Annotated in this window: 14 protein-coding genes; 2 read left to right on the forward strand and 12 right to left on the reverse strand. The window is 62.4% G+C overall.

Annotated features, from left to right (window positions below; genetic code table 11):
* Positions 1 to 216: 216 nt before the first annotated feature.
* The 11 genes from SUTH_RS05625 to SUTH_RS05665 form a co-directional block, all read right to left on the reverse strand.
* A complete protein-coding gene (locus tag SUTH_RS05625; RefSeq protein ID WP_197539650.1) occupies positions 217 to 984 on the reverse strand; it encodes an SDR family oxidoreductase in 768 nt (255 codons plus the stop codon).
* Positions 985 to 1,002: 18 nt separating this feature from the next.
* Positions 1,003 to 2,181 (reverse strand): acetyl-CoA C-acyltransferase, encoded by a 1,179-nt coding sequence (locus SUTH_RS05630; protein ID WP_041097741.1) that lies wholly within the window; start codon positions 2,179 to 2,181, stop codon positions 1,003 to 1,005.
* Between the two features lie 150 nt (positions 2,182 to 2,331).
* Positions 2,332 to 4,425 (reverse strand): 3-hydroxyacyl-CoA dehydrogenase NAD-binding domain-containing protein, encoded by a 2,094-nt coding sequence (locus SUTH_RS05635; RefSeq protein WP_041097743.1) that lies wholly within the window; start codon positions 4,423 to 4,425, stop codon positions 2,332 to 2,334.
* 136 nt (positions 4,426 to 4,561) lie between these two features.
* Positions 4,562 to 5,269: an ABC transporter ATP-binding protein gene (locus SUTH_RS05640; protein WP_041097745.1), complete on the reverse strand. Its 708-nt coding sequence runs from the start codon at positions 5,267 to 5,269 to the stop codon at positions 4,562 to 4,564.
* Positions 5,266 to 6,033 (reverse strand): ABC transporter ATP-binding protein, encoded by a 768-nt coding sequence (locus SUTH_RS05645; protein ID WP_041097747.1) that lies wholly within the window; start codon positions 6,031 to 6,033, stop codon positions 5,266 to 5,268. The genes SUTH_RS05640 and SUTH_RS05645 overlap by 4 nt, the downstream gene beginning before the upstream one ends.
* Complete coding sequence (locus SUTH_RS19590) at positions 6,030 to 6,170, reverse strand: hypothetical protein (RefSeq protein ID WP_171817319.1); 141 nt, start codon at positions 6,168 to 6,170, stop codon at positions 6,030 to 6,032. The genes SUTH_RS05645 and SUTH_RS19590 overlap by 4 nt, the downstream gene beginning before the upstream one ends.
* Positions 6,167 to 7,441 (reverse strand): branched-chain amino acid ABC transporter permease, encoded by a 1,275-nt coding sequence (locus SUTH_RS05650; protein ID WP_052473291.1) that lies wholly within the window; start codon positions 7,439 to 7,441, stop codon positions 6,167 to 6,169. Before SUTH_RS05650 ends, SUTH_RS19590 begins: the two co-directional genes overlap by 4 nt.
* A complete protein-coding gene (locus SUTH_RS19595) occupies positions 7,438 to 7,611 on the reverse strand; it encodes a hypothetical protein (protein WP_171817320.1) in 174 nt (57 codons plus the stop codon). Before SUTH_RS19595 ends, SUTH_RS05650 begins: the two co-directional genes overlap by 4 nt.
* On the reverse strand, positions 7,608 to 8,546 hold the full coding sequence (locus SUTH_RS05655; RefSeq protein ID WP_041097748.1) for a branched-chain amino acid ABC transporter permease: 939 nt from the start codon (positions 8,544 to 8,546) through the stop codon (positions 7,608 to 7,610). Before SUTH_RS05655 ends, SUTH_RS19595 begins: the two co-directional genes overlap by 4 nt.
* Before the next feature lie 240 nt (positions 8,547 to 8,786).
* Complete coding sequence (locus SUTH_RS05660; RefSeq protein WP_041097750.1) at positions 8,787 to 10,025, reverse strand: branched-chain amino acid ABC transporter substrate-binding protein; 1,239 nt, start codon at positions 10,023 to 10,025, stop codon at positions 8,787 to 8,789.
* Between the two features lie 291 nt (positions 10,026 to 10,316).
* On the reverse strand, positions 10,317 to 12,821 hold the full coding sequence (locus tag SUTH_RS05665) for a CHAT domain-containing protein (protein WP_041097752.1): 2,505 nt from the start codon (positions 12,819 to 12,821) through the stop codon (positions 10,317 to 10,319).
* 253 nt (positions 12,822 to 13,074) lie between these two features.
* On the opposite strand from SUTH_RS05665, the gene SUTH_RS05670 reads away from it, so the two are divergent.
* Positions 13,075 to 13,992, forward strand: a complete 918-nt coding sequence (locus SUTH_RS05670) for a diacylglycerol/lipid kinase family protein (protein WP_041097754.1) — start codon at positions 13,075 to 13,077, stop codon at positions 13,990 to 13,992.
* Positions 13,993 to 14,176: 184 nt separating this feature from the next.
* On the opposite strand, the gene SUTH_RS05675 is transcribed toward SUTH_RS05670, so the two are convergent.
* Positions 14,177 to 17,251 (reverse strand): CHAT domain-containing protein, encoded by a 3,075-nt coding sequence (locus SUTH_RS05675; protein WP_041097756.1) that lies wholly within the window; start codon positions 17,249 to 17,251, stop codon positions 14,177 to 14,179.
* Between the two features lie 456 nt (positions 17,252 to 17,707).
* On the opposite strand from SUTH_RS05675, the gene SUTH_RS18950 reads away from it, so the two are divergent.
* Complete coding sequence (locus tag SUTH_RS18950) at positions 17,708 to 20,749, forward strand: CHAT domain-containing protein (RefSeq protein WP_171817321.1); 3,042 nt, start codon at positions 17,708 to 17,710, stop codon at positions 20,747 to 20,749.
* Positions 20,750 to 20,785: the final 36 nt, after the last annotated feature.

A 20,785-nucleotide genomic window follows, 5' to 3' on the forward strand; every position in this document is an offset into this window, starting at 1 on the left:
CACTCTTTGTCTGACCCAATGACGATGAGATCGTTCACAGTGTTTGTACCTTATTCAGTGTTTCCTTAACGTGAAACAGCTTGTTCGGGGCGACTGGCATTGGTCGAGCGAAGCGAGCAAATCGGTAGCCCCCCGTGAGGGGGGACGGGGGGGCGGGCCACTAATTTGCTTTTCGCGTGTTTCATCTTCTGCGGATGGAGCTTGCTGGCATGAGCGTTAAAAAGTCATGCTGCCGCCATCGACGGCCAGCGCCTGGCCGGTGATGTGGCGCCCGGCTTCGGAGGCGAGCAGAACCACCGTGCCCTTCAGGTCCTCGTCGCCGCCGACGCGGCCCAGCGCGGTGCCGGCGATGATGCGGTCGCCGAGTTTTTCCATGATGCCGCTGGCCATCTTCGAGGGGAAGAAGCCTGGGCAGATGGCATTGACGTTGATGTTGTACCTGCCCCATTCGGCGGCCAGGGTGCGCACGAAATTGACGTCGGCGCCCTTGCTGGTGTTGTAGGCGATGGTCTGCATGTCCGGCGGATTGCCGCGCAGGCCGGCGATCGAGGCGGTGACGATGACCTTGCCCGACTTCTGCGGGATGAAGGCGCGCTTGCCGACTTCCTGCGTCAGGAAGAACATGCCATTGACGTTGAGGTTGATCACCTTCATCCAGGCGTCGAAGGGATAGTCCTCGGCCGGCGCACCCCAGGTGGCGCCGGCGTTATTCACCAGGATGTCGATCCTGCCGTAGTGCTCCAGAACCTTGGTCACGAGGCCGGGAATCTGGTCGAACTTCGACAGGTCGTTGGTCACGGTGAGCACCTCGACACCGAGCTTTTCGAGGTGGGACTTGGCTTCCGCCAGTTCGTCGGTCTTGCGCGCCGTGATGGCGAGCTTGGCGCCCATTTCACCGAGTGCCTCGGCCATCTGCAAGCCGAGGCCGCGCGAGCCGCCGGTGATGATCGCGACCTTGCCGGTCAGATCGAATAACTGTTTCACGCCCATTTTCGTATCCCCTCAAACAACTTCAAACAAACCGGCTGCACCTTGCCCGCCGCCAATGCACATGGTGACGACGACGAGCTTCGCGCCGCGCCGCTTGCCCTCGATCAGCGCATGGCCGACCAGGCGCGCGCCGGAGACGCCGTAGGGATGGCCGACGGCGATCGCGCCGCCATTCACATTGAGGCGATCCAGCGGGATGCCCAGCGTGTCGGCGCTGTAGAGCACCTGCACGGCGAAGGCTTCGTTGAGTTCCCATAGGTCGATGTCCGCCACTGTGAGCCCGGCCTTCTTCAACAGCTTGGGTACCGCGAACACCGGGCCGATGCCCATCTCGTCGGGCTCGCAGCCGGCCACTGCAAAGCCGCGGAAGATGCCCAGCGGGGTCAGGCCCTTTCTTTCCGCGACGGTGGCGTTCATCACCACGGAAGCCGAGGAGCCGTCGGAGAACTGGCTGGCGTTGCCGGCGGTGATGACGCCGCCCGGCAGCGCCGAGCGGATCTTGGAGACACCTTCCAGCGTCGTGTCGGGGCGGATGCCCTCGTCGGCGGCGATGGTGACTTCCTTTGTCGACAATGCGCCGGTGGCCTTGTCGGCGACACCCATGGTCACGGTCATCGGTACGATCTCGTCGGCGAACTTTCCTGCGGCCTGACCGGCAGCGGCGCGCAACTGGCTGTTCACGCCGTATTCGTCCTGGCGATCCTTGCCGATCTTGTAGCGCTTGGCCACCTGTTCGGCGGTCTGCAGCATGCTCCAGTACACCTCGGGCTTGATTTTCAGCAGCGCGGGGTCGGTGATCATGTGGCGATTGGCTTCCTGCTGCACGCAGGAAATGCTCTCGACGCCGCCCGCGACCAGGATGTCGCACTCGCCGGCGATGATGCGCTGGGCCGCCATGGCGATGGTCTGCAGCCCCGAGGAGCAGAAGCGGTTGACCGTGGCGCCGGGCACCGTCACCGGCAGGCCGGCGGCCAGCGCGATCTGGCGTGCGATGTTGCTGCCTGTCGCGCCTTCCGGCGTGGCGCAGCCCATCAGCACGTCTTCGACCTCGGCCGGATCGATTTTGGCGCGGGCCACGGCGTGCTTCACGGAATGCGCGCCGAGGGTGGCGCCATGGGTCATGTTGAAAGCGCCTTTCCAGGACTTGGCCAGTCCGGTGCGGGCGGTGGATACGATAACGGCATCAGTCATGTGATTCTCCTAAAACCTAATAATCCACCGCGGAGGCGCAGAGGCGCAGAGAAAAACACGCAGAGGAAAAGCTATGCAAACAGGAGCTTGCACTGTGCCTTTCTCTGCGCATCCTCTGCGCCTCCGCGCCTCTGCGGTAAAGGGTTTGTTTCAAGTAAGCGACTTTCCGTCGGCGACGCGCTTGGCGATCAGCGGCGCCGGTTCCCAGAAGGCGTCGCCGGACGTGGCGGCGAACTCCTTCATGCTCCGCGCGACGTTGTAGAGGCCCACCTCGTCGGCATAGAGCATCGGGCCGCCGCGATGCAGCGGGAAGCCGTAGCCGGTCAGGTAGATCATGTCGATGTCGGAGGCGCGGGCGGCGATGCCTTCCTCGAGGATGCGCGCGCCTTCATTGACCAGCGCGTAGATGCAGCGCTGGACGATTTCGGCATCGCTGATCTTGCGCGGCGTGATGCCGAGTTCCTTGCGGTAGGCCTCCAGCATCGTGTCGACTTCCGGATCGGGGATGGCCTTGCGGTTGCCCGGCTGATAGAGATACCAGCCCTTGCCGGTCTTCTGGCCGTAGCGGCCCTGTTCGCAAAGCTTGTCGGCGAACTTCGCGTAGCGGATCGATGGCTTCTCGACATAGCGGCGCTTGCGGATCGCCCAGCCGATGTCGTTGCCGGCGAGGTCGCCCATGCGGAACGGGCCCATGGCCATGCCCCACTTTTCCAGCGCCTTGTCCACCTGCGCCGGCGTCGCGCCTTCTTCCAGCAGGAAGCCGGCGACGCGGCCGTAGTGCTCGATCATGCGGTTGCCGATGAAGCCGTCGCAAACGCCCGAGACGACGGCGGTCTTCTTGATCTTCTTCGCCACCTGCATCACCGTGGCCATGACGTCCTTGGCGGTCGCCGCGCCGCGCACCACTTCCAGCAGCTTCATGACATTGGCCGGACTGAAGAAGTGCATGCCGACCACATCCTGCGGGCGCTTGGTGAAATTGGCGATCTTGTTCACGTCGAGCGTCGAGGTGTTGGAGGCGAGGATCGCGCCGGGCTTGGCGATGGCGTCGAGCTGCTTGAACACGGCTTCCTTGACGCTGATTTCCTCGAACACCGCCTCGATGATCAGGTCGGCGTCCTTGAAGTCGTCGTAGGACAGGGTGCCGCTCAGCATGCCCATGCGCTGGTCCAGTTTCTCCTGGGTCAGCTTGCCCTTCTTCATGCTGTTTTCGTAGTTCTTGCGGATCGTGGCGATGCCCTTGTCCAGCGCCTCCTGCTTCATTTCGAGCATCGTCACGGGGATGCCGGCATTGAGGAAGTTCATGGTGATGCCGCCGCCCATGGTACCGGCGCCGATCACGCCCACCCTGGCGATCTTGCGCGCAGGGGTGTCGTCCGGCACGTCGGGAATCTTCGAAGCGGCGCGCTCGCCGGTGAAGGCGTGGCGCAGCGCGCGCGACTCGGGCGTACCCATGAGTTCGATGAAGCAGGCGCGCTCGAACTTCATGCCTTCGTCGAAGGGTTTGGTCAGCGCCGCCTGCACGGCGTCGATGCACTTGAAGGGCGCGGGGAAGGGGCCGGCGACGCCCTTGACCATGTTGCGCGAGAACTGGAAGAAGGCCTCCTGTCCCGGGTAATCGATCCTGATGTCGCGGATGCGCTTCAACGGACGCTTTTCGGCGACCACCTTGTCGGCAAAGGCCAGCGCACCCTTGAGCAGATCGCCGCCGTTACCCTCGATGAATTCGTCGAACAGCGGCGTGCCCTTGAACTTTTCGGAGGGGACCGGATTGCCGGAGAGGATCAGGTTCAACGCCGCCTCGACGCCGACGATGCGCGGCATGCGCTGCGTGCCGCCGGCGCCGGGCAGCAGGCCCAGTTTGATCTCCGGCAGCGCGATCGAGGCGCCGGCGATGGCGACGCGGAAGTGGCAGCCCAGCGTGAGTTCCAGGCCGCCGCCCATGCAGACGCCGCCGATCGCGGCGACCACCGGCTTGGGGCAGGCCTCGACGATGCGGATCACGGTCAGCAGGTTGGGTTCGGCATAGGACTTCGGCGAGCCGAATTCGCGGATGTCGGCGCCGCCCGAAAAGGCGCGGTCGGAACCGATCAGCACCACGGCCTTGACGGCGGGATCCGCCGTTGCCTGGTCGATGCCGGCGACGATGCCGCACCGCAGGTCGTAGCCCAGACCGTTGACCGGCGGATTGTCGAGGGTGATGACGGCGGTGCTGCCGTGCAGTTGGTAGTTGGTGCTGCTCATGGTGACTCCTTGCGGGGATGATCGGGATTCAGAAGCATTTGATCCGCAGATTACGCAGATTTGCGCAGATTACTCAGTGTCTTGGCTCATCTGCGTAAATCTGCGAAATCTGCGGATCGACCTTGGATTTTCGGATTCATACTTCCAGCCATTCCTTGCGGATGGCTTCGTTGTTCTTGAGGTCGGCCGGCGTGCCTTCGAAGACGATGCGGCCATGGCCCATGAGGTAGAGCCGCTCCGAGATGTCGAGCGCGATGGCCAGCTTCTGTTCGATCAGCAGGATCGAGACGCCGCGCTTGCGAATCTCCTGGAGGAATTCTCCGACCAGTTCGACGATCTTCGGCGCGAGGCCCTCGGTCGGCTCGTCGATCATGATCAGGTCCGGGTCGCCCATCAGCGTACGACACAAGGTCAGCATCTGCTGTTCGCCACCGGAGAGCACGCCGCCCGGCGTGTTTTCGCGCTCCCTGAGGCGCGGGAAGAGGGCGTACATGTCGTCGATGTTCCAGCGCCCGACCGCCTTGGTGTCCTTGACGCCGAGCATCAGGTTCTGCTTGACGGTCAGGTCGGGAAAGATCGAGCGGTCTTCCGGCACCAGGCCGATGCCGAGGCGGGCGACTTCGTAGGCCTTCAGGCCGAGGATGTCGCGGTCCTTGAAGCTGATTCTGCCGCGCGCGACGACCTGGCCCATCACGGCCTTGGCCGTGGTCGAGCGGCCGACGCCGTTCCTGCCGAGCAGGCAGACGATTTCTCCGGGATTGACGTGCAGGTTGACGCCATGGAGGACGTGACTCTTGCCGTAATAGGCGTGGAGGTCGGCAACTTCCAGCATGGGCTTGGTCATGACTCATTTTCCAGATGTGCGCTGGTACCAAGATAGGCTTCCTGCACGGCGGCATTGCAGCGGATCGCCGCTGGCGCGTCGGTGGCGATGATCTGGCCATAGACCAGCACCGAGATGCGGTCGGCCAGCCCGAACACCACGCCCATGTCATGCTCGACCATGACCAGCGTCTTGCCTTCGGTGACGCGGCGGATCAGCGCCACGGCGTCGTCGGTTTCGGAACGGCTCATGCCGGCGGTGGGTTCGTCGAGCAGGATCACGTCGGCGCCGCTGGCGATGGTGATGCCGATTTCCAGCGCGCGTTGCTCGGCGTAGGAGAGGATGCCGGCTGGCGTGTCGCGGCGTTTGGCCAGCCCGATGTCCTCCATCACGGCCTCGGCGCGCAGGCGCGCGTCCGCAAGCCCGGCCAGGCGCTGCCAGAACGAGTAGCGATAGCCCAGCGACCACAGCACGGCGCAGCGCAGGTTCTCGAACACCGACAGGTTGTGGAAGATGTTGGTGATCTGGAAGCTGCGCGAGAGGCCCTTGCGGTTGATCTCGAAGGGCTTGAGGCCGATCACGTTTTCGCCCTTGAGCTCGATGGCGCCGGAGGACACCGGCAGGCGCGCGCTGATCAGGTGGAACAGCGTGGACTTGCCGGCGCCGTTGGGACCGATGATGGCGTGGCGCTCGCCGCGATGGATGTCGAGATCGACGCCGCGGATGATTTCGCTGGCGCCGAAGTTTTTCTTCAGGCCGCTGATGCGGATCGCGGGAGAACTCATTTTGGAAACCTTGGTTTCATCCGCAGATTACGCAGATTATCCAGAGAGACGAGCGAAGCGGCCGGCGCCAAGCAATGCCCCGATCCATCTGCGTAAATCTGCGAAATCTGCGGATCAAATGCTTCTTGCAGGCTCACGATTTATCTCCATGCAGTGTCGCCAGTGTCGAATTCCACGCCGCGCGAGTCCGGCCGCCGATCCAGCGCGTCAGCGCGAGGCCAGCCGCCGTGACGCCCAGCGCCGCCAGCCACGGGACGGCTGTGTTGAGGTGGAGTTCCATCTTCATTACCTTCGTCGCCGTGTCGCCAGCGCCGACTCCCTCGCCGGCGAGCAGGGCATAGCTCATCTCGACCAGGCCGACCAGGCCGGCCAGCAGGATCAGGATGGGCACGGCGACGGCGAGGTAATGCGGCACCATGCGGCCGAACAGTCCCGCCATCCACAGGTTGCGCTGGATCGCGATGACGCTGGCGATGCCGCCCGGCGCCATCAGCACCATGAACAGGAAGAACAGGCCGAAGTACAGCAGCCAGGCGTGCGTCATGCCGCCGACCACGATCTGCATCACGGTGATCAGGATGGCGCCGATGATCGGGCCGTAGAAAAAGCCGATGCCGCCGACGAAGCTCATCAGCAGCACCACGCCCGAGGTATGCGCGTTGAGGGTTTCCGCGGTGACGATCTCATAGTTGAGTGCCGTCAGGCCGCCGGCGACACCGGCGAAGAAGCCGGACAGGATGAGCATCAGGTAGCGCACGCGCTGCGTGTCGTAGCCGACGAACTCGGCGCGTTCCGGATTGTCGCGCACCGCATTGGCCATGCGGCCCAGCGGCGTCTGCGTCAGGGCGAACATGGCGACGGTGGCGAGGAAGGCCCAGGCCACGATCAACCCGTACATCTCGACCTGCGGTCCCCAGGTGAAGCCGAGGAAGCTCTGCTTGGCGATCACGCGATTGCCGGAGACGCCGCCTTCGCCGCCGAAGAAGCCGGGGAACATCAGTGCGCAGGCCGCGACCAGTTCGCCGATGCCGAGCGAGATCATGGCGAAGGTGGTGCCGGCCTTCTTGGTCGTGACGTAGCCGAGCACCACGCCGGCCAGCAGCCCGGCGAGGCCGCCAACCAGCGGCAGCAGGGCGACCAGCAGCGGACTGCCGTCCTTGCCGATGTAGTTCAGCGTGTGCATGGTGATGAAGGCGCCGATGCCGTAATAGACCGCATGGCCGAAGGAAAGCAGGCCGGTCTGGCCCAGCAGCATGTTGTAGGAGAGCGCGAACACCACCATGACGCCCATCTGGCACAGCAGCGAGATCATGAAGCCGCTCTTGAACGCCAGCGGCAGGGCGACAACGAGGGCGAGGCAACTGCCCCAGAGCAGCAGGCGGCCGCGCGGAAATATGGCGCTGTTCATACTAAAAACCCCAGTTCAATCCGCAGATGACGCAGATTTCGCAGATTGAACAGCGAAGTGGCCCGTACCCACGGCTCATCCGGCAGGCGGTCCGACCCGACCAGGCAAGGCCCTGATTCATCTGCGTCAATCGGCGAAATCTGCGGACCAAATGCTTTTTGCAGGTTCATGATTCGCGCGCCCCCATCAGGCCGCGCGGGCGGAAGACCAGGATCGCCACCATCAGCATGTAGGGCAGCACCGGTGCCAACTGCGTAATGGTCAGCCGCGCCACTTGCGAACCTTCGGGCAGCGTGACGCCGATCAGGGCGAAGACATCGGTGATGGATATCGTCAGCGCGATCGAGAAGGTCTGGATGCAACCGATCAGCAGCGAGGCGACGAAGGCGCCGCCCAGCGAGCCGAGGCCGCCGACGACGACGACGACGAAGACGATGCTGCCGACCGCCGCCGCCATGCCCGGTTCGGTGACGAAGGCATTGCCGCCGATGACGCCGGCCAGCCCCGCCAGCGCGGTGCCGCCGCCGAAGACCAGCATGAAGATGCGTGGCACGTTGTGGCCCAGCGCCTCGACCATGTCCGGCTTGGTCAGCGCGGCCTGGATGATGAGTCCGATGCGGGTGCGCGTCAGCAGCGCATAGAGGGCCACCAGCATGCCGACCGAAACCAGCATCATGAAGCCCTTGTAAATCGGGAAATCGGTTGCGAACAGGGTGAACAGCGTGCCGTCGAGTTCCGCGGGAATCCGGTAGTCGACCGCCACCTTGCCCCAGATCAGGTGCACGATTTCCTCGACCAGGAAGGCCAGGCCGAAGGTGAACAAGAGTTCCGCGACGTGGCCGTACCTGTGCGCGCGGCGCAGGCCGTAGCGCTCCACGGCCGCGCCGACGGCGCCGACCAGCAGCGGGGCCACCAGCAGGCCGGGCCAGAAGCCGACCCAGGTGCTGATCTGGTAGGCGAAGTAGGCGCCGAGCATGTAGAAACTGGCGTGGGCGAAATTGAGGATGCCCATCATGCTGAAAATCAGCGTCAGTCCGCTGGACAACATGAACAGCAGCAAGCCGTAGGTAATGCCGTTCAGCAGCGATATGGCGACGAATTCCATTTCATCCTCTAGGCGTGTTCAGGACGGTTGGTGATCGTGAATCCGGGGTGATTGCCGAGCGTAGCGAGCCAATCAATCGCCTCCCCCGCGAGGGGGGCGAGGCGGGAATTCGCGACGCATGCGTCGCGCCGCCGCAGCCGGCTGGCTGTGCAAAGCCAGCCGTGGGCCGCGTAGCGGTTGGGAGGGTTGAACTTGGAAAACCCCAGGGCAAGGTCCTCTCTGCTTGTCCGGCTCGCCCGGTCAGGGACGTTCCATGATGCAGGAGGTCGGCAACTGCGAGTCGCGCTGCGAGATCGTCGCCAGCGTCTTCCAGCCGTAGCCCGTGCCTTCCGAATCATGCTTGACCGTCTTGCCGTCCTTCTTGCTGAAGATCGAGATGTACAGCGGTTGCATGGCCTGGTGGTCGCTCTTGCGCATCCAGACTTCGCCGGTGTCGACCGGCATGCGCATGTCTTCCAGCGCCAGGGCCACGGCCTTGGGGTCGGTCGATTTGGCGGTGTTCATGGCCTGGGCCACCATCTGCACCATGTTGTTCACCCGCAGGTAGTAGAACCAGACGCCGGGATACTTCTTGTTGAAGTCCAGGGCGAACTTCTCGGTGTTCTTGGTCGGCACGTTCATGTGCCATTCGGTGAGCTGGATGACCTGGTTTTCGCCGGCCGCGCCCATCGCCTGCGGCGTGCCGAGGCCGCCCGCGTAGTAGGTGAAGAAGCGTGCCTTGAGGCCGGCATCCTTGGCCGCCTTGATCAGCAGCGAGAGGTCGTTGCCCCAGTTGCCGGTCATCACGGTGTCGGCGCCCGAGGCCTTGATCTTGGCGATGTAGGGCGCGAAGTCCTTGACGCGGCCGATCGGATGCAGATCCTCGCCGACAATCTTGATGTCCTTGCGCTTCTTGGCCAGCATCTCCTTGGTATACTTGGCCACCTGATGGCCGTGGGCATAGTCCTGGCCGATGATGAAGACCTTCTTGATCTTCTTGTCCTTCTCCATGAAGTTGCTGATCGCCTCCATCTTCATTTCGGTGTTGGCGTCGAAGCGGAAATGCCAGAAGCTGCACTTCTCGTTGGTCAGTGTCGGATCGACGGCCGCGTAGTTGAAGAACAGTACCGTCTTGTCCGGGTTGCGCGCGTTCCACTTGTTCACCGCGTCGATCAGCGAATGCGCGGCGCCCGAGCCGTTGCCCAGCGTGACGAAGCGGAAGCCCTGGTCGATCGCGGCCTTCAGCTGGATCTGGGTTTCCTGCGGGCTGCCCTTGTTGTCGAAGCCGGTGAACTCAAGCTTCTGGCCCATGATGCCGCCCTTCTGGTTCACCAGGATTTCGGCGGCTTCCTTGAAGCCCTTGAGACCGGCTTCGCCGACGTTGGCGAACGGACCCGACAGCGGGTCGATGTAGGCGATCTTGACCTGGGCGAAGGCGTTGCTGCCGATCAGCAGCGTGCTCGCGGCAAGCGCGAGGCGTTTTGCAAGCGTGTATTTCATGGATGTCTTCTCCTGTATGTAATCCGGTCCGGACTCGGGCGGCTGAATCTTGTAGTTCTGCGTAGCGGAACATAGTTCTGTAATACACGCCAAATGATACTGATTGTGTCTCGGGCTGTAAACGATTTTTTTGCGCCGTGCGCTGGTGCTTGCGCGCACCGTGATGCCCGCGTGTCAGCGCTTGCGGCCGGTCGGCGCACGCGCTTGGCGACGGGCGCCAGGAAGCAAGCCCACCTTGAAATGCTGCACTGCGGAATAGCGGCGCCGGTTCGGCATTTCAGTCGCAGGCGCCTATTTCGCCTTGGTTTTCCGGGATGGCGGGGCCTTGGCTTTGGCTGCGGGAACCGTTTTGGCCACCGGAGGCGGTTCCGGTTCGGGCGCCTTGGCCGCGACATACTGGCCGCCATCCGGATTGCCCAGCAACTGGAACGGCGCCCAGAAGAACGGTTGCGGACGCTTGCCCTTGAGCTCCAGCTGGGCCTGGCGCAGGGCGTCGAGTTTGCCGGTCCGGCTCAGGTTGCTGTAGAAGGCCCGCATCAGGTCCGAGGTGGCCTGATCGTCGACTTTCCACAGGCTGGCGACAATGGTGGCGGCCCCGGCATAGAGGAAGCCGCGCGTCAGGCCGACCACGTCGTCGCCGTTGGCGATCTTGCCCAGCCCCGTTTCGCAGGCCGACAGGGTGACCAGGTCGGTATCGAAGCGCATCGAGTACAGTTTGCTGACAGTGAGCAGGCCGTCGTCCTGATCGTCTTTCGACAGGTAGAGCGCCGAGGCGAGCGGATTGTCGGCCTTGAATTCGCCGTGGGTGGCGAAATGCAGGTAGCGGAAGCCCTGGCCGTACTTGCGCAACGCCGCCGTGTTGGCCTCCTTGCGCAGGAAGGCGCGCGACTGGGGCACCATCTTCGCGATGGCGACCGCCTCCTGCTGGGCGAACTCCAGATCGAGGCGCGGATCGCCCAGGTCCGGATTGCCCAGAGTCAAGGCGCCGGCCGGGTAGTTCGCCTCGCCGCTGCGCAGGTATTTCATCACGCTGGCGCTGGGCAGCAGGCGCACGGTGAATTTGTCGAGCAGGTATTCGTTGCCGCTGTGGAGTGCCGCCAGCGGCACGTAATGCAGCACCCCGTGCGCGACGAAGGTGATGCGCGGGCGGTCGAGCTGGCCCAGGATCGGCGCCACCAGTTTCCCGTACAGGGATTGCGCCAGCGGCAGCTGCGTCTTGCCCTGCGGGTCTTCCAGGGCGGCGCGCCAGGTCCGCACCTCCGCTTCCAGATCTCCGGCGTCCACCCGCATGGCACTCAGGCTCTCGCGATTGAGGACAAAGGCATAGAGCGATTTCTCGTCATAGTAGTACTCGACCAGGGTTTCATCCGGCCGCAGCCTGGCCTGGATCTCCGCGATCGGGGTGGCGCTGACCGAAACCAGCGTCGCCAGTTCCGGCGCCTGTTCGCGCAGCACTTCCGCCGGCGCGGCAACACTGAGGGTCCGGCTGCGGCTTTCCACTCCCTGGGCGAGGCTGGCGATTTCGGACTGCTCCGCTTGCGCGAGCAAGTCGCGGATTTTCTCCGCGTCGCCGGTGACCACCGCGAAATCCTTCTTCGAGGCGAGCATGTCGACCAGGGCGCGCGACTTCGAGCGCTCCAGGTAGTCGAAGGCCTCGGCGAACTGGCCGGTCGCATGCAGGCCGCCGATCAGGCGGCCGTAGACGGCCTGCTTGTCGCCGACAAAGCCGATCTTGTTGGCCTCGGTGTTGATCGACGAGCGCTGGTGCTCGATGATCTCCACCGCCTCGCGCCAGAGCTTCACGGCTTGCGCCATGTCGCCCTCGCCGGCGGCGATGCGGCCGCGGTCATACAGCAGCAGCCAGTAGATCTCGCCGTTGCCCTGGGTGCGCTTGTCCTTCAGCAGCTTGTCGAAACCTTCCCTGGCCTCCTTGACCTGGCCGATTTCGAACTGCGTCTTGTAGAGCAGGAATTCCTTGGGCAGCTCGACATAGGAAAACATGCTGTCGCCCACGTCCATGCCGGCAATCGCGTCCGCCAGGCCGACCGCGAGCGAGCCGATCAGCGAGCTGGTATCCTCTTTCAGCGCTGCGTTGGCCTTGACGAAATCACCGACCGAAACATAGATGCGCGCCACGCCGTGCCATTTCTCGGCCGCGAGCAGCGAGTAGGGATAGGACGTGCCGACGGCGGCCAGCTCCTCCGCAACCTTGACCGCTGCCTCGCGGTTGCCGCCGAAGCCTTCGGCCAGGCCATTGGCGGTCAGCGTCATGATGCGCATGCTGCGCTCCACGCTCCATCCCGTCGGGATCGACTTGGTCGCGGCCTGGGCCGCGGCCACGGCCTTGGGATAGTCGCGCAGCTCGTTCCAGGCTTCCGCCTTCATCAGGTGCACAAAGGGCACCACGGTGCCGGCAAGCAGCAGTTCGCTGCTGGTGGAGCCCCCGGCGATGCCGGCGCCCATGCGTGCGAGGCCGGTAAGGAACGGACTGTCCTTTGCCATTTCCTCCAGGTCGTTCATCGCCGTGTCGCCCTTGGCGATGTTTGCTTCCATCCTGGCCAGGCAGGGGAACAGCTTGTTGTAACGCTTGAGCTTGCTGAAGGCGGCGCACTGGAACATCAGCTTGGCGTTCTTCGGATCCGGATCGTCGCCGATTTCCTTTTCCATGAGCTTTTCCAGCTCGGCATAGCGCCCGGCGGTGAACAGCTTCTGGCGTTCGGGGATCAGGGCCGCGTCGGCCGTTGCGGGCAGCAGCGGCGCGAGCAGCAGCAGGGCCAGGAGCAATGAGCGCAGCATGGTTTTCTCCTCGCATCGTTAATATGAAAAACCTTGTTCGAAGTCTCCGGTACAGAACGCGCGCAGCGCGCCGACTGGTAACCCCCCGTGAGGGGGGGAAGGGGGGCGGGTGACCACTTCGCCTTTCGCGTGTTTCATCTTCGGCGGGCGGCACTCGGTGCCATGAGCGTTCGGTTGGCAACCATCATAGACCCTCCCTCGTTCCCGTGTCGCGGCGCTGGACGCCGCCCTTTCGACGCAGCAAAATCCGCCCATGAACCCCGTCGATGCTTCGCGCTGGCTGCTGCTGCTGAACCCGGTGTCCGGGCGCGGCCAGGGGCTGCGCGACCGCGATCGCATCCTGGCGGCGGCGTGCGCGGCCGGGCTGGCGTGTGACGTTGCCGTATCGGCGCACGCGGGGCATTGCATCCAGCTCGTGAGCGAGGGCATTGCCGCCGGCTACCGGCGCTTTCTGGTCGGTGGCGGCGACGGCAGCCTTTCCGAGGCCGTCAACGGCGTCATGGGACAGAACGAAGTGCCGGCGGCGGACATCACCCTCGCGTTGCTGCCCGTCGGCACCGGCAACGACTGGGCACGCGGCCAGGGCATCAGCCGCGCCTACGCCACGGCCCTGGCCGTGGCGGCGGCGGGCCATGTTCGCCGCTTCGATGTGGGCGTCATCGATTTCGAAGGCGGCGGGCGGCGCTGGTTCATCAATGTCGCCGGCATCGGCTTCGACGCCGGGGTGGTGGAAAACATGCCCTCGCGCTCGCTGGGGCGGCTGGCCTACCTGATCGGCCTGTTGCGCGAGCTGGCGGCCTACCGGCCGCTGCCATTGCGCCTTCGCGCCGACGCGGAGCCGGTCGCGGCATCGGCCATGCTGCTGTTCGCTTGCCTCGGCCGCTATTGCGGCGGCGGCATGCTGGTGGCGCCCGAGGCGCGCGCCGACGACGGCGCGCTCGATCTGGTGCTGATCCGCCACATGCCCTTGCATCGGGTGCTGCGGGCCTTGCCGCGCCTGTTCGACGGCCGCATCGCCAGTCATCCGGAAGTCAGCGCCTGGCGCTGCCGGGCCCTGGAAATCGAGGCCCCGGCGGGCGCGCCGATGGAAGCCGACGGCGAACTGGTGGGTTACGCTCCGGCGCGCATCAGCGTTCTGCCGCGCGCCGTCGGCATCGTCGTGCCGGCCTGAAGGCTTGCGAAAATGGATGTCGGAATGGCGGTTGATGGACGAGCCGCCTGCCGTGGCGTGGCCGCAATTGATGTTTGCCGCGTCAGACTATTGGAAACAGCGATGTCTCCGATGTGCCCATTGCTGCCATATACCACTCGCATAAGCAATGGCCGTTTCTCGCTTCTATGCAGCCATCCAAAGTCTACTTTCCCATTCCATCCCCAACCAGCGAAAAAGGTGCCCAAAAGGCGGGATGCGCATAACTCAGACCAGCCTTGGGGTCGCCTGTCTTCATCACGTCCAGCATTGCTTGACGCAAAGCCTCAGCCCTTGGCAGGGATGGGTTCTCAACCTCACGTCGGAATAGTGCGGTGGTCAATTGGCGAGCCGACGTGGTTTCCACCGCCCAACTTGACACCAACAGACTACGGGCGCCAGCGAAGAAGAAGGCTCGGCCGAGACCGGAAACTGCCTCAGAAGCTTTGCCATCTGGACTGGCCGTATTGCACGCCGACAGCACCACCCAGTCGGCATCCAGCTTCAGTCCGAGCACTTCGTCCATGGTAAAGAATCCATCTGCATCGGCCTCCCCGGTCAGTGCGGGATTCGAGAGCACAAGTGCCGGCTGATCGAGGCCTGCGACTTCGCCGGACGCAATCCCGTGAGTTGCAAAGGCCACCACGCGCCGATCATCGAGTTTGGTTTGCTTGACTTGGCTCTCTGTGGCTCGGCGTCCCACATAGACGTCACGACCAGGATCAGCCTTGAGTGCCGCCGCAATTTCCATCAGTTCGTCGCTGGTATCGGGCAGGGACGGCATTAGCCTGAAGGCATTTGCCAGAAGACGACTCGCGTCCACTCGGGGTTTGGACTCAATGGTGGAACTACTCCCAGCCTGCAAAGAGAGTTGTTCGTCAACAGCATTGCCTTCCCTGCCTATCGAGAGATTCCGTGCGCGGCCACGCTTGCTGGCAACACCCTCCGTTGCGACGAACAGCGGATCACCAAAGCCGATGAAGGGCGTCCGTCCGGCACGCGCCAGTGGGGAACGTCTCAGCGCCAGGAATGCGGTCGCCGAGGGCAGCTGGGCCAGCGCAACTTTCCGAATCAGCCATGGTGTGTTGCGAAAAATTCCCTGATCGTCATCACCTGTGCGAGCCGTCTCGGTTGGCAGCAGTGAAAAAGGAATCTGACCTAACGATCCATGAGGAATAACGGAAAGCACCTTGGCCTGCCGCCAAAGTTCAGCATCAGGGGCCAGGAATGCTTGATAGAGTTTGCTTGCACGAGTCAAATCGAATGAAGAGGGCCGAACGTCGTCATCATCAAACATCAAACCGGCGCGCAATTTCGCCACATCGGCGTCGACTTCGGCGCGGCCAATGGGCACAACCCGAAAGCCCGTCTTGCCCTGGTCTCCCACCGTCCAAACGTAGGATTGGGCTTTGCCTAGATAAATGGAAACCAGAGCTTCGCCTGGAGCGAGGGCTTTCCTGACCTCAGCCAGCGTGGCAGGCTTGGGGGCAATCAGATCGCCGAATTCCGGGAAGCGCCGATGGATGTCGTCTTGCAGAGCAAGGTGTTCCTTTCGCAAGCGCTCAACCTCTGTCCGCATGTCGGCGATGATCTTGTTCAGCCGCTCCGCCTCGGGTGCAGTAACCAGCTTTGCCAGTATCTTGTCGAGCGCGACGGCCTGGTTCTGGGTGTCCTGATCGCGCCGCACCAAACCAGCCAACTCTACGTTCGGAAGCTGCGCCCGTGTTGCACTCGCAGCGATGGCGGCTTGTACACTTGAGCCTCTCGCCAGATCGGCGGTGCGAAAGGATTCTGCAATCGCATCAAGACCCGGCGGTACCTTGCCTTCTGTTTGAAGTCTTGCCAGCAGATCGACATAGGCTTCCAGAATCTCAGTGCGCCAAAAAACTCGCGTAACACCGGCACCCTCAGCCGCACTGTTATCCGAGTCCGACCGGACCATTTCCGGCAACGCTTGCTGAAAAGCTGCCAGCGCCCCCGGCAAATCTCCGAGGCTCGTCAATGTCATGCCCAGTACCCCCCGCTGACGGGCGACGTGGTAGGAGTTTGGAACAGACCGCTGATGCTGGATAGCGATGAGTCGTTCGGCCATGTCCTTAGCAGCTTGCGACGACCCAGACCGATGAAGCGCCAACGCCCAGGCAATAGAATCCGTACGAAGTTGCGTCGCCGGATCGGATTGAAGGTCTTCGGCCCTCTCCTTGAAAACATTCATCGCCGCATGCCAGCGCTCCTGTTCAACCAGTAGCTCGCCTAGGGATAGTCGCGCCTTTGGGGTACCACCTGATTTCAGCGCGACCGTTAAGGCGTGGCGGTAGAGCTTTTCCGCACCGACTAAATTGCCGGACTGATGCCGGATATATGCAAGGAGCCCAAGTACCTGGGCAGTTTGAATCGAACTGGGACCCGCGTACTTGATGGCATCTTCCACCGTTGCTTGGGCAAAAAACTCTGCTTCTCCAAACTTGCCTCGCGCCACCAGAACTGCTGCCAAGTCGCCCCTAGCGTATGCAAGATTCTCCGCAGCAACTCTTAGCCACTTAGCGGAACGCAACTGCAGATTGAAATCTTCCTGAGCATTGTCAAGAGCAAGTCTTCTAAGGCGTTCCGCTTCCCGCATATTGCCTTGGGCGGCCATGAAGTGAGCATGCCGGGCCTGATTCAAATAGATCTGGTTGTACTTTAGCCATCCCCAGTCATTGCGGTTCGCCATTTGTCTTAGTGTTTCGTCGGCGTCCTTCAGCGACTGTTCCGCACTAGCGAAATCTCCAAGGCTCAGGTGCACCCGTGCGAGCATGAGCTTCGCTAGATGGTGCTCAGACCAGTTTGACGGGTACTGAGCGGCAAGACTTTGCCAGTGCACATTTTCGGAAAGCAGATCGCCCTTTCTGCGCAATGAAGTGCCCAAGTCATTTTGCAGACGCCAGAGATCGCCCCATCCACTAACCGCGATACGGCTTGGCATGTTGTTCCGCAAAGCGATTTGCAGATCATTCACCGATTGATCATAGTTACCCAATGTGTAATGGGCCATGCCCCGTTTGTGGTGGAAGACCGCAATCTCATGCTTGTCATCGGTTTGTGGTGGCGCCATTGCCGCTTGCTCTTGGGCTTTACGGGTGGCAGTGCTATTTTGAAGGCGGTCGATCAGACCGGAGGCTGCATCTTCCTGCGCCCATGCCGGGGCAGCCAAGCCGCACAACAAAATCGAGCAGCGGATGAATCGTTGGTAAATCGTCATGTAGCTCGCACCCTTCGCTTAGTGCCAATCGCCTGCCAGATTGAAAGGGGCCCAATTAGAACGAACGGCGCGGTTGAAAGGTTGCGCGAACTATCTTCGGCAAAGGCACCTGAACAACCGAGTACCGTAGTGATTGGCAAGACTTTCTTGATCATTGTGTTCTGTCCAAAAATTGAGGTCGACGCTGTTCTCAGCCCCCAAAACAGCTTGCAGGTCCAAGTGCGCATGAAGGGAAAGCTTAGGATGTTATTGGCGCTATGCCAATTGCACATATTATTGAACATGTTATAGGAATCGCAATCGACAAGCCATTGAGCGACGGCTATAGTGGCGAAAAGTCACAAACGGCATAAATTTCAGGGGGATCTGATGCGTTTTCATCTACTTATTGCGGCTGTACCGCTCCTACTCGCGTTCAGGGGGCAGGCACAAACGCCGCCAGCTCCGCCCCGCAACGTGGCCGATATTCTTGCGGTACTGGATGAGTACAAGCCAGATCCAGCGGCAGTGGAGAAACTGCGCGCCCAAGCATCTGCACAACCGCCCTCTGCGACGAGTGGTCAAGAACTTGCCGTCTTCTTTCATCGGCGCGGCCACGCCAACAAGATTTTGGGAAATGCGAAGCAACAAATCGCTGATTTTGGCCAAGCGCTCGAAACTGTGCGTCCTAACGCCATGCCAGAAAATGAAGGCATTGGCGACCGCAATCGAATTCTCATGGATTTGGCTGAGGCTGAGTTCGCTGCAGGAAACTGGATTCGTTCAATTTCGGTTGCTAAGGAATTGGCAATTGACACCAGAGGCAGTGGTTTCGTTGGCTTGTACTTCATCGCCCAGAATCTTGCAGCGCTCTCCGATCAGGAGCGGACTCGAATTGCTTTGCGTGATCTTGACCAGAGGTACTCGCAACTTGGTTCAAATTTGGTCTACCAAGCGATGCACGAGCGCGTCCACGGTATGGGTTTGGATCTGCAAGGGAATCTTGGTGAGGCCGAGCGACGTCATCGTAAATCGATGGAGTTAAACGAACTGGCCTACGCTCAGTCAAAAAAATCTATTGTATCTAGTCGCTATGCGCGAGCTCAGAGCACTGCACTGATGTCGTGGTCTGTGTCAGAAAGGTTGCTTGCTCGCAATTTGAAAAACCAAGGTCGTGGAGCGGAGGCAGAGTATCACTCGCGAAATACTCTGTTGCGCATGCTGCAGGGCTACGGGCGCTACTCAAGCTACACGGGTTCATTTATCTATGAACTCGGTCTTGTCGTTATGGAATCTGGACGGTTCCGGGACGCTGAGTTGCTGGCTCGATCCGCCGTCGAGAGTTTCGAAAAGTCTGGCTCAGTCCCGTATGCGTTCCATTTGGCCCGCGCTAGAGGCGTTCTTGGCGAAGCGCTTGTCGCTCAGGGGCGCTGGTCGGAGGCACTCACCGTATTCGCTGCACGTGACAAGGCTCTTGCCATCGATCCTGCCCAATACGCCCTCATAAATGGTAACGACCCCAATTGGGGCATTGCCCTACTGCGAGCCGGCGACTCTAAGAAAGCGCTCGCCATGCTGGAAAGCATCTATCGTAAGCGCCTATCAGACGGTCTTCCCCAAACCGAATACTTCACCGCAGAATCGCGTGGCTTCTATGCCATGGCTTTGGCCGCCGACGGCCAGCCCGAAAAAGCGCTGTCTGAATTTCATGGTGCGGTCGCCGTTCTACTTGACGACGCCCGCCGCAACGGCGGTAGCGAACAAGGCGGTGGGGTCGCACGCCAGATACGTCTTGTCTGGATACTTGAAAGCTACATGAAACTGCTGGCCGGCCTGCACGACTCGCCGCTGCTCAAAACTGCCGGCATCGATGCCGCCGCCGAAGCCTTCCGTATTGCCGATGTCGCGCGCGGCAGCGCCGTGCAACGGGCGCTCGCCGAAAGCGCCGCCCGTGCCACGCCCAGCGACCCGGCGCTGGCCGATCTTGCGCGCCGTGAACAGGATGCCCAGCAGCGCTTCGGTACGCTCTCCGATCTGCTCAATCGCCTGCTCTCGGCGCCGCCCGAACAGCAATTACCGAAGATCATCGCCGAGCTCCGCCGCGACATCGAAACTCTGCGCGTCGAGCGCGACAAGCTCAAGCTCGAACTGGCCCAGCGCTTTCCCGACTACGCCGATCTGATCGCGCCCAAGCCCACCACCATTTCCCAGGCGCAGGCCGCTTTGGCCGCCGACGAAGCACTGATCTCGATCTATGTCGGCGCCGAGCGCAGCTACGTCTGGGCCGTGCCCAAGACGGGCCGTGCAGCCTTTGCCGAGGTAACCCTGACCGATGCCGACGCCGCCCGGCAAGTCGCTCATTTGCGCAAGGCACTGGATGTCGGCGAAGTCGCTTTCGAAGACATGCCGCGTTTCGATCTGGCGCAATCGCATGAGCTGTACCGCAAGCTCTTGCAGCCGGTGGAGACCGGTTGGCGCGAGGCGAAGAATTTGATCGTGGTGCCGCACAAGGCCTTGGGACAACTGCCTTTTGCGCTGCTGACGACGGCGCCAGCGGTCACTACGCCGACAGCCAGCCTGTTCGCGGAGTATCGTCAGGCCCCCTGGCTGATCCGCCGCGCCGCCGTCACGCAACTGCCTTCGGTCAGCACCCTGCTCGCCCTGCGCCGCATGCCCGCCCCCAAACCGGGACGCACCGAGTTCATCGGCTTTGGCGATCCGCTGTTCAGCACGAAAATGGCGCTGGCCGCCAACGACGGCACGACCACGCGTCGCCGCTTGCGCAATCTTGGCATTGGCTCGGTAGTCGCCGCACCGATGGCGACCGTGGCGGATGCACTCGTGGCCATGCCGACGGTGGCGGTGGCCAATTCCGCCGGGCTGGCGCAATTGGCACGATTGCCCGACACGGCCGAGGAGATCATCAGCATCGCCCACGTGTTGAAAGCCGATGCCGCCAACGACGTTTTTCTGGGACGTGTCGCCAGCGAGAAGAACGTCAAGTCGGGCCAACTAGACAACCGCCGCATTGTGATGTTCGCCACCCACGGTCTGGTGCCGGGCGACCTCAACGGCCTGACGCAGCCGGCGCTGGCCTTGAGCGCGCCCGAAGTCACCGGCAACGCCAGCGAGGACGGCCTGCTGACCATGGAGGAAGTGCTGGGCCTCAAGCTCAATGCCGACTGGGTGGTGCTGTCGGCCTGCAACACGGCGGCGGGCGAGGGTGCCGGCAGCGAGGCGGTGTCGGGGCTGGGCAAGGCTTTCTTCTTTGCCGGGGCGCGCACCTTGCTGGTGTCGAACTGGCCGGTGGAAACGGTTTCGGCGCGGCTACTGACGACCAAGCTGTTCGAGCATCAGAGTGCCAACCCAACCGCGACACGCGCCGAAGCCTTGCGTGCGACGATGCTCAATCTGATGGACAAGGCTGTTCCGAGCGACACACTCGGCAGCAAGGGCTATACCTACGCCCACCCGATGTTCTGGGCTCCGTTCTCACTCGTGGGGGATGGGGGAAAGTGAAAGGTTGTCCCTATGAGCGACCGTTCATGGTTGGGT

Source organism: Sulfuritalea hydrogenivorans sk43H (genome assembly GCF_000828635.1).
Lineage (GTDB): Bacteria > Pseudomonadota > Gammaproteobacteria > Burkholderiales > Rhodocyclaceae > Sulfuritalea > Sulfuritalea hydrogenivorans.

Excerpts from the sequence above, each read along its gene's own strand:
- SUTH_RS05630 (WP_041097741.1), bottom strand. The coding sequence starts at position 2,181 with ATGACTGATGCCGTTATCGTATCCACCGCCCGCACCGGACTGGCCAAG.
- SUTH_RS05635 (WP_041097743.1), bottom strand. The coding sequence starts at position 4,425 with ATGAGCAGCACCAACTACCAACTGCACGGCAGCACCGCCGTCATCACC.
- SUTH_RS05640 (WP_041097745.1), bottom strand. The coding sequence starts at position 5,269 with ATGACCAAGCCCATGCTGGAAGTTGCCGACCTCCACGCCTATTACGGC.
- SUTH_RS05645 (WP_041097747.1), bottom strand. The coding sequence starts at position 6,033 with ATGAGTTCTCCCGCGATCCGCATCAGCGGCCTGAAGAAAAACTTCGGC.
- SUTH_RS05650 (WP_052473291.1), bottom strand. The coding sequence starts at position 7,441 with ATGAACAGCGCCATATTTCCGCGCGGCCGCCTGCTGCTCTGGGGCAGT.
- SUTH_RS19595 (WP_171817320.1), bottom strand. The coding sequence starts at position 7,611 with ATGAACCTGCAAAAAGCATTTGGTCCGCAGATTTCGCCGATTGACGCA.
- SUTH_RS05655 (WP_041097748.1), bottom strand. The coding sequence starts at position 8,546 with ATGGAATTCGTCGCCATATCGCTGCTGAACGGCATTACCTACGGCTTG.
- SUTH_RS05660 (WP_041097750.1), bottom strand. The coding sequence starts at position 10,025 with ATGAAATACACGCTTGCAAAACGCCTCGCGCTTGCCGCGAGCACGCTG.
- SUTH_RS05665 (WP_041097752.1), bottom strand. The coding sequence starts at position 12,821 with ATGCTGCGCTCATTGCTCCTGGCCCTGCTGCTGCTCGCGCCGCTGCTG.
- SUTH_RS05670 (WP_041097754.1), top strand. The coding sequence starts at position 13,075 with ATGAACCCCGTCGATGCTTCGCGCTGGCTGCTGCTGCTGAACCCGGTG.
- SUTH_RS05675 (WP_041097756.1), bottom strand. The coding sequence starts at position 17,251 with ATGACGATTTACCAACGATTCATCCGCTGCTCGATTTTGTTGTGCGGC.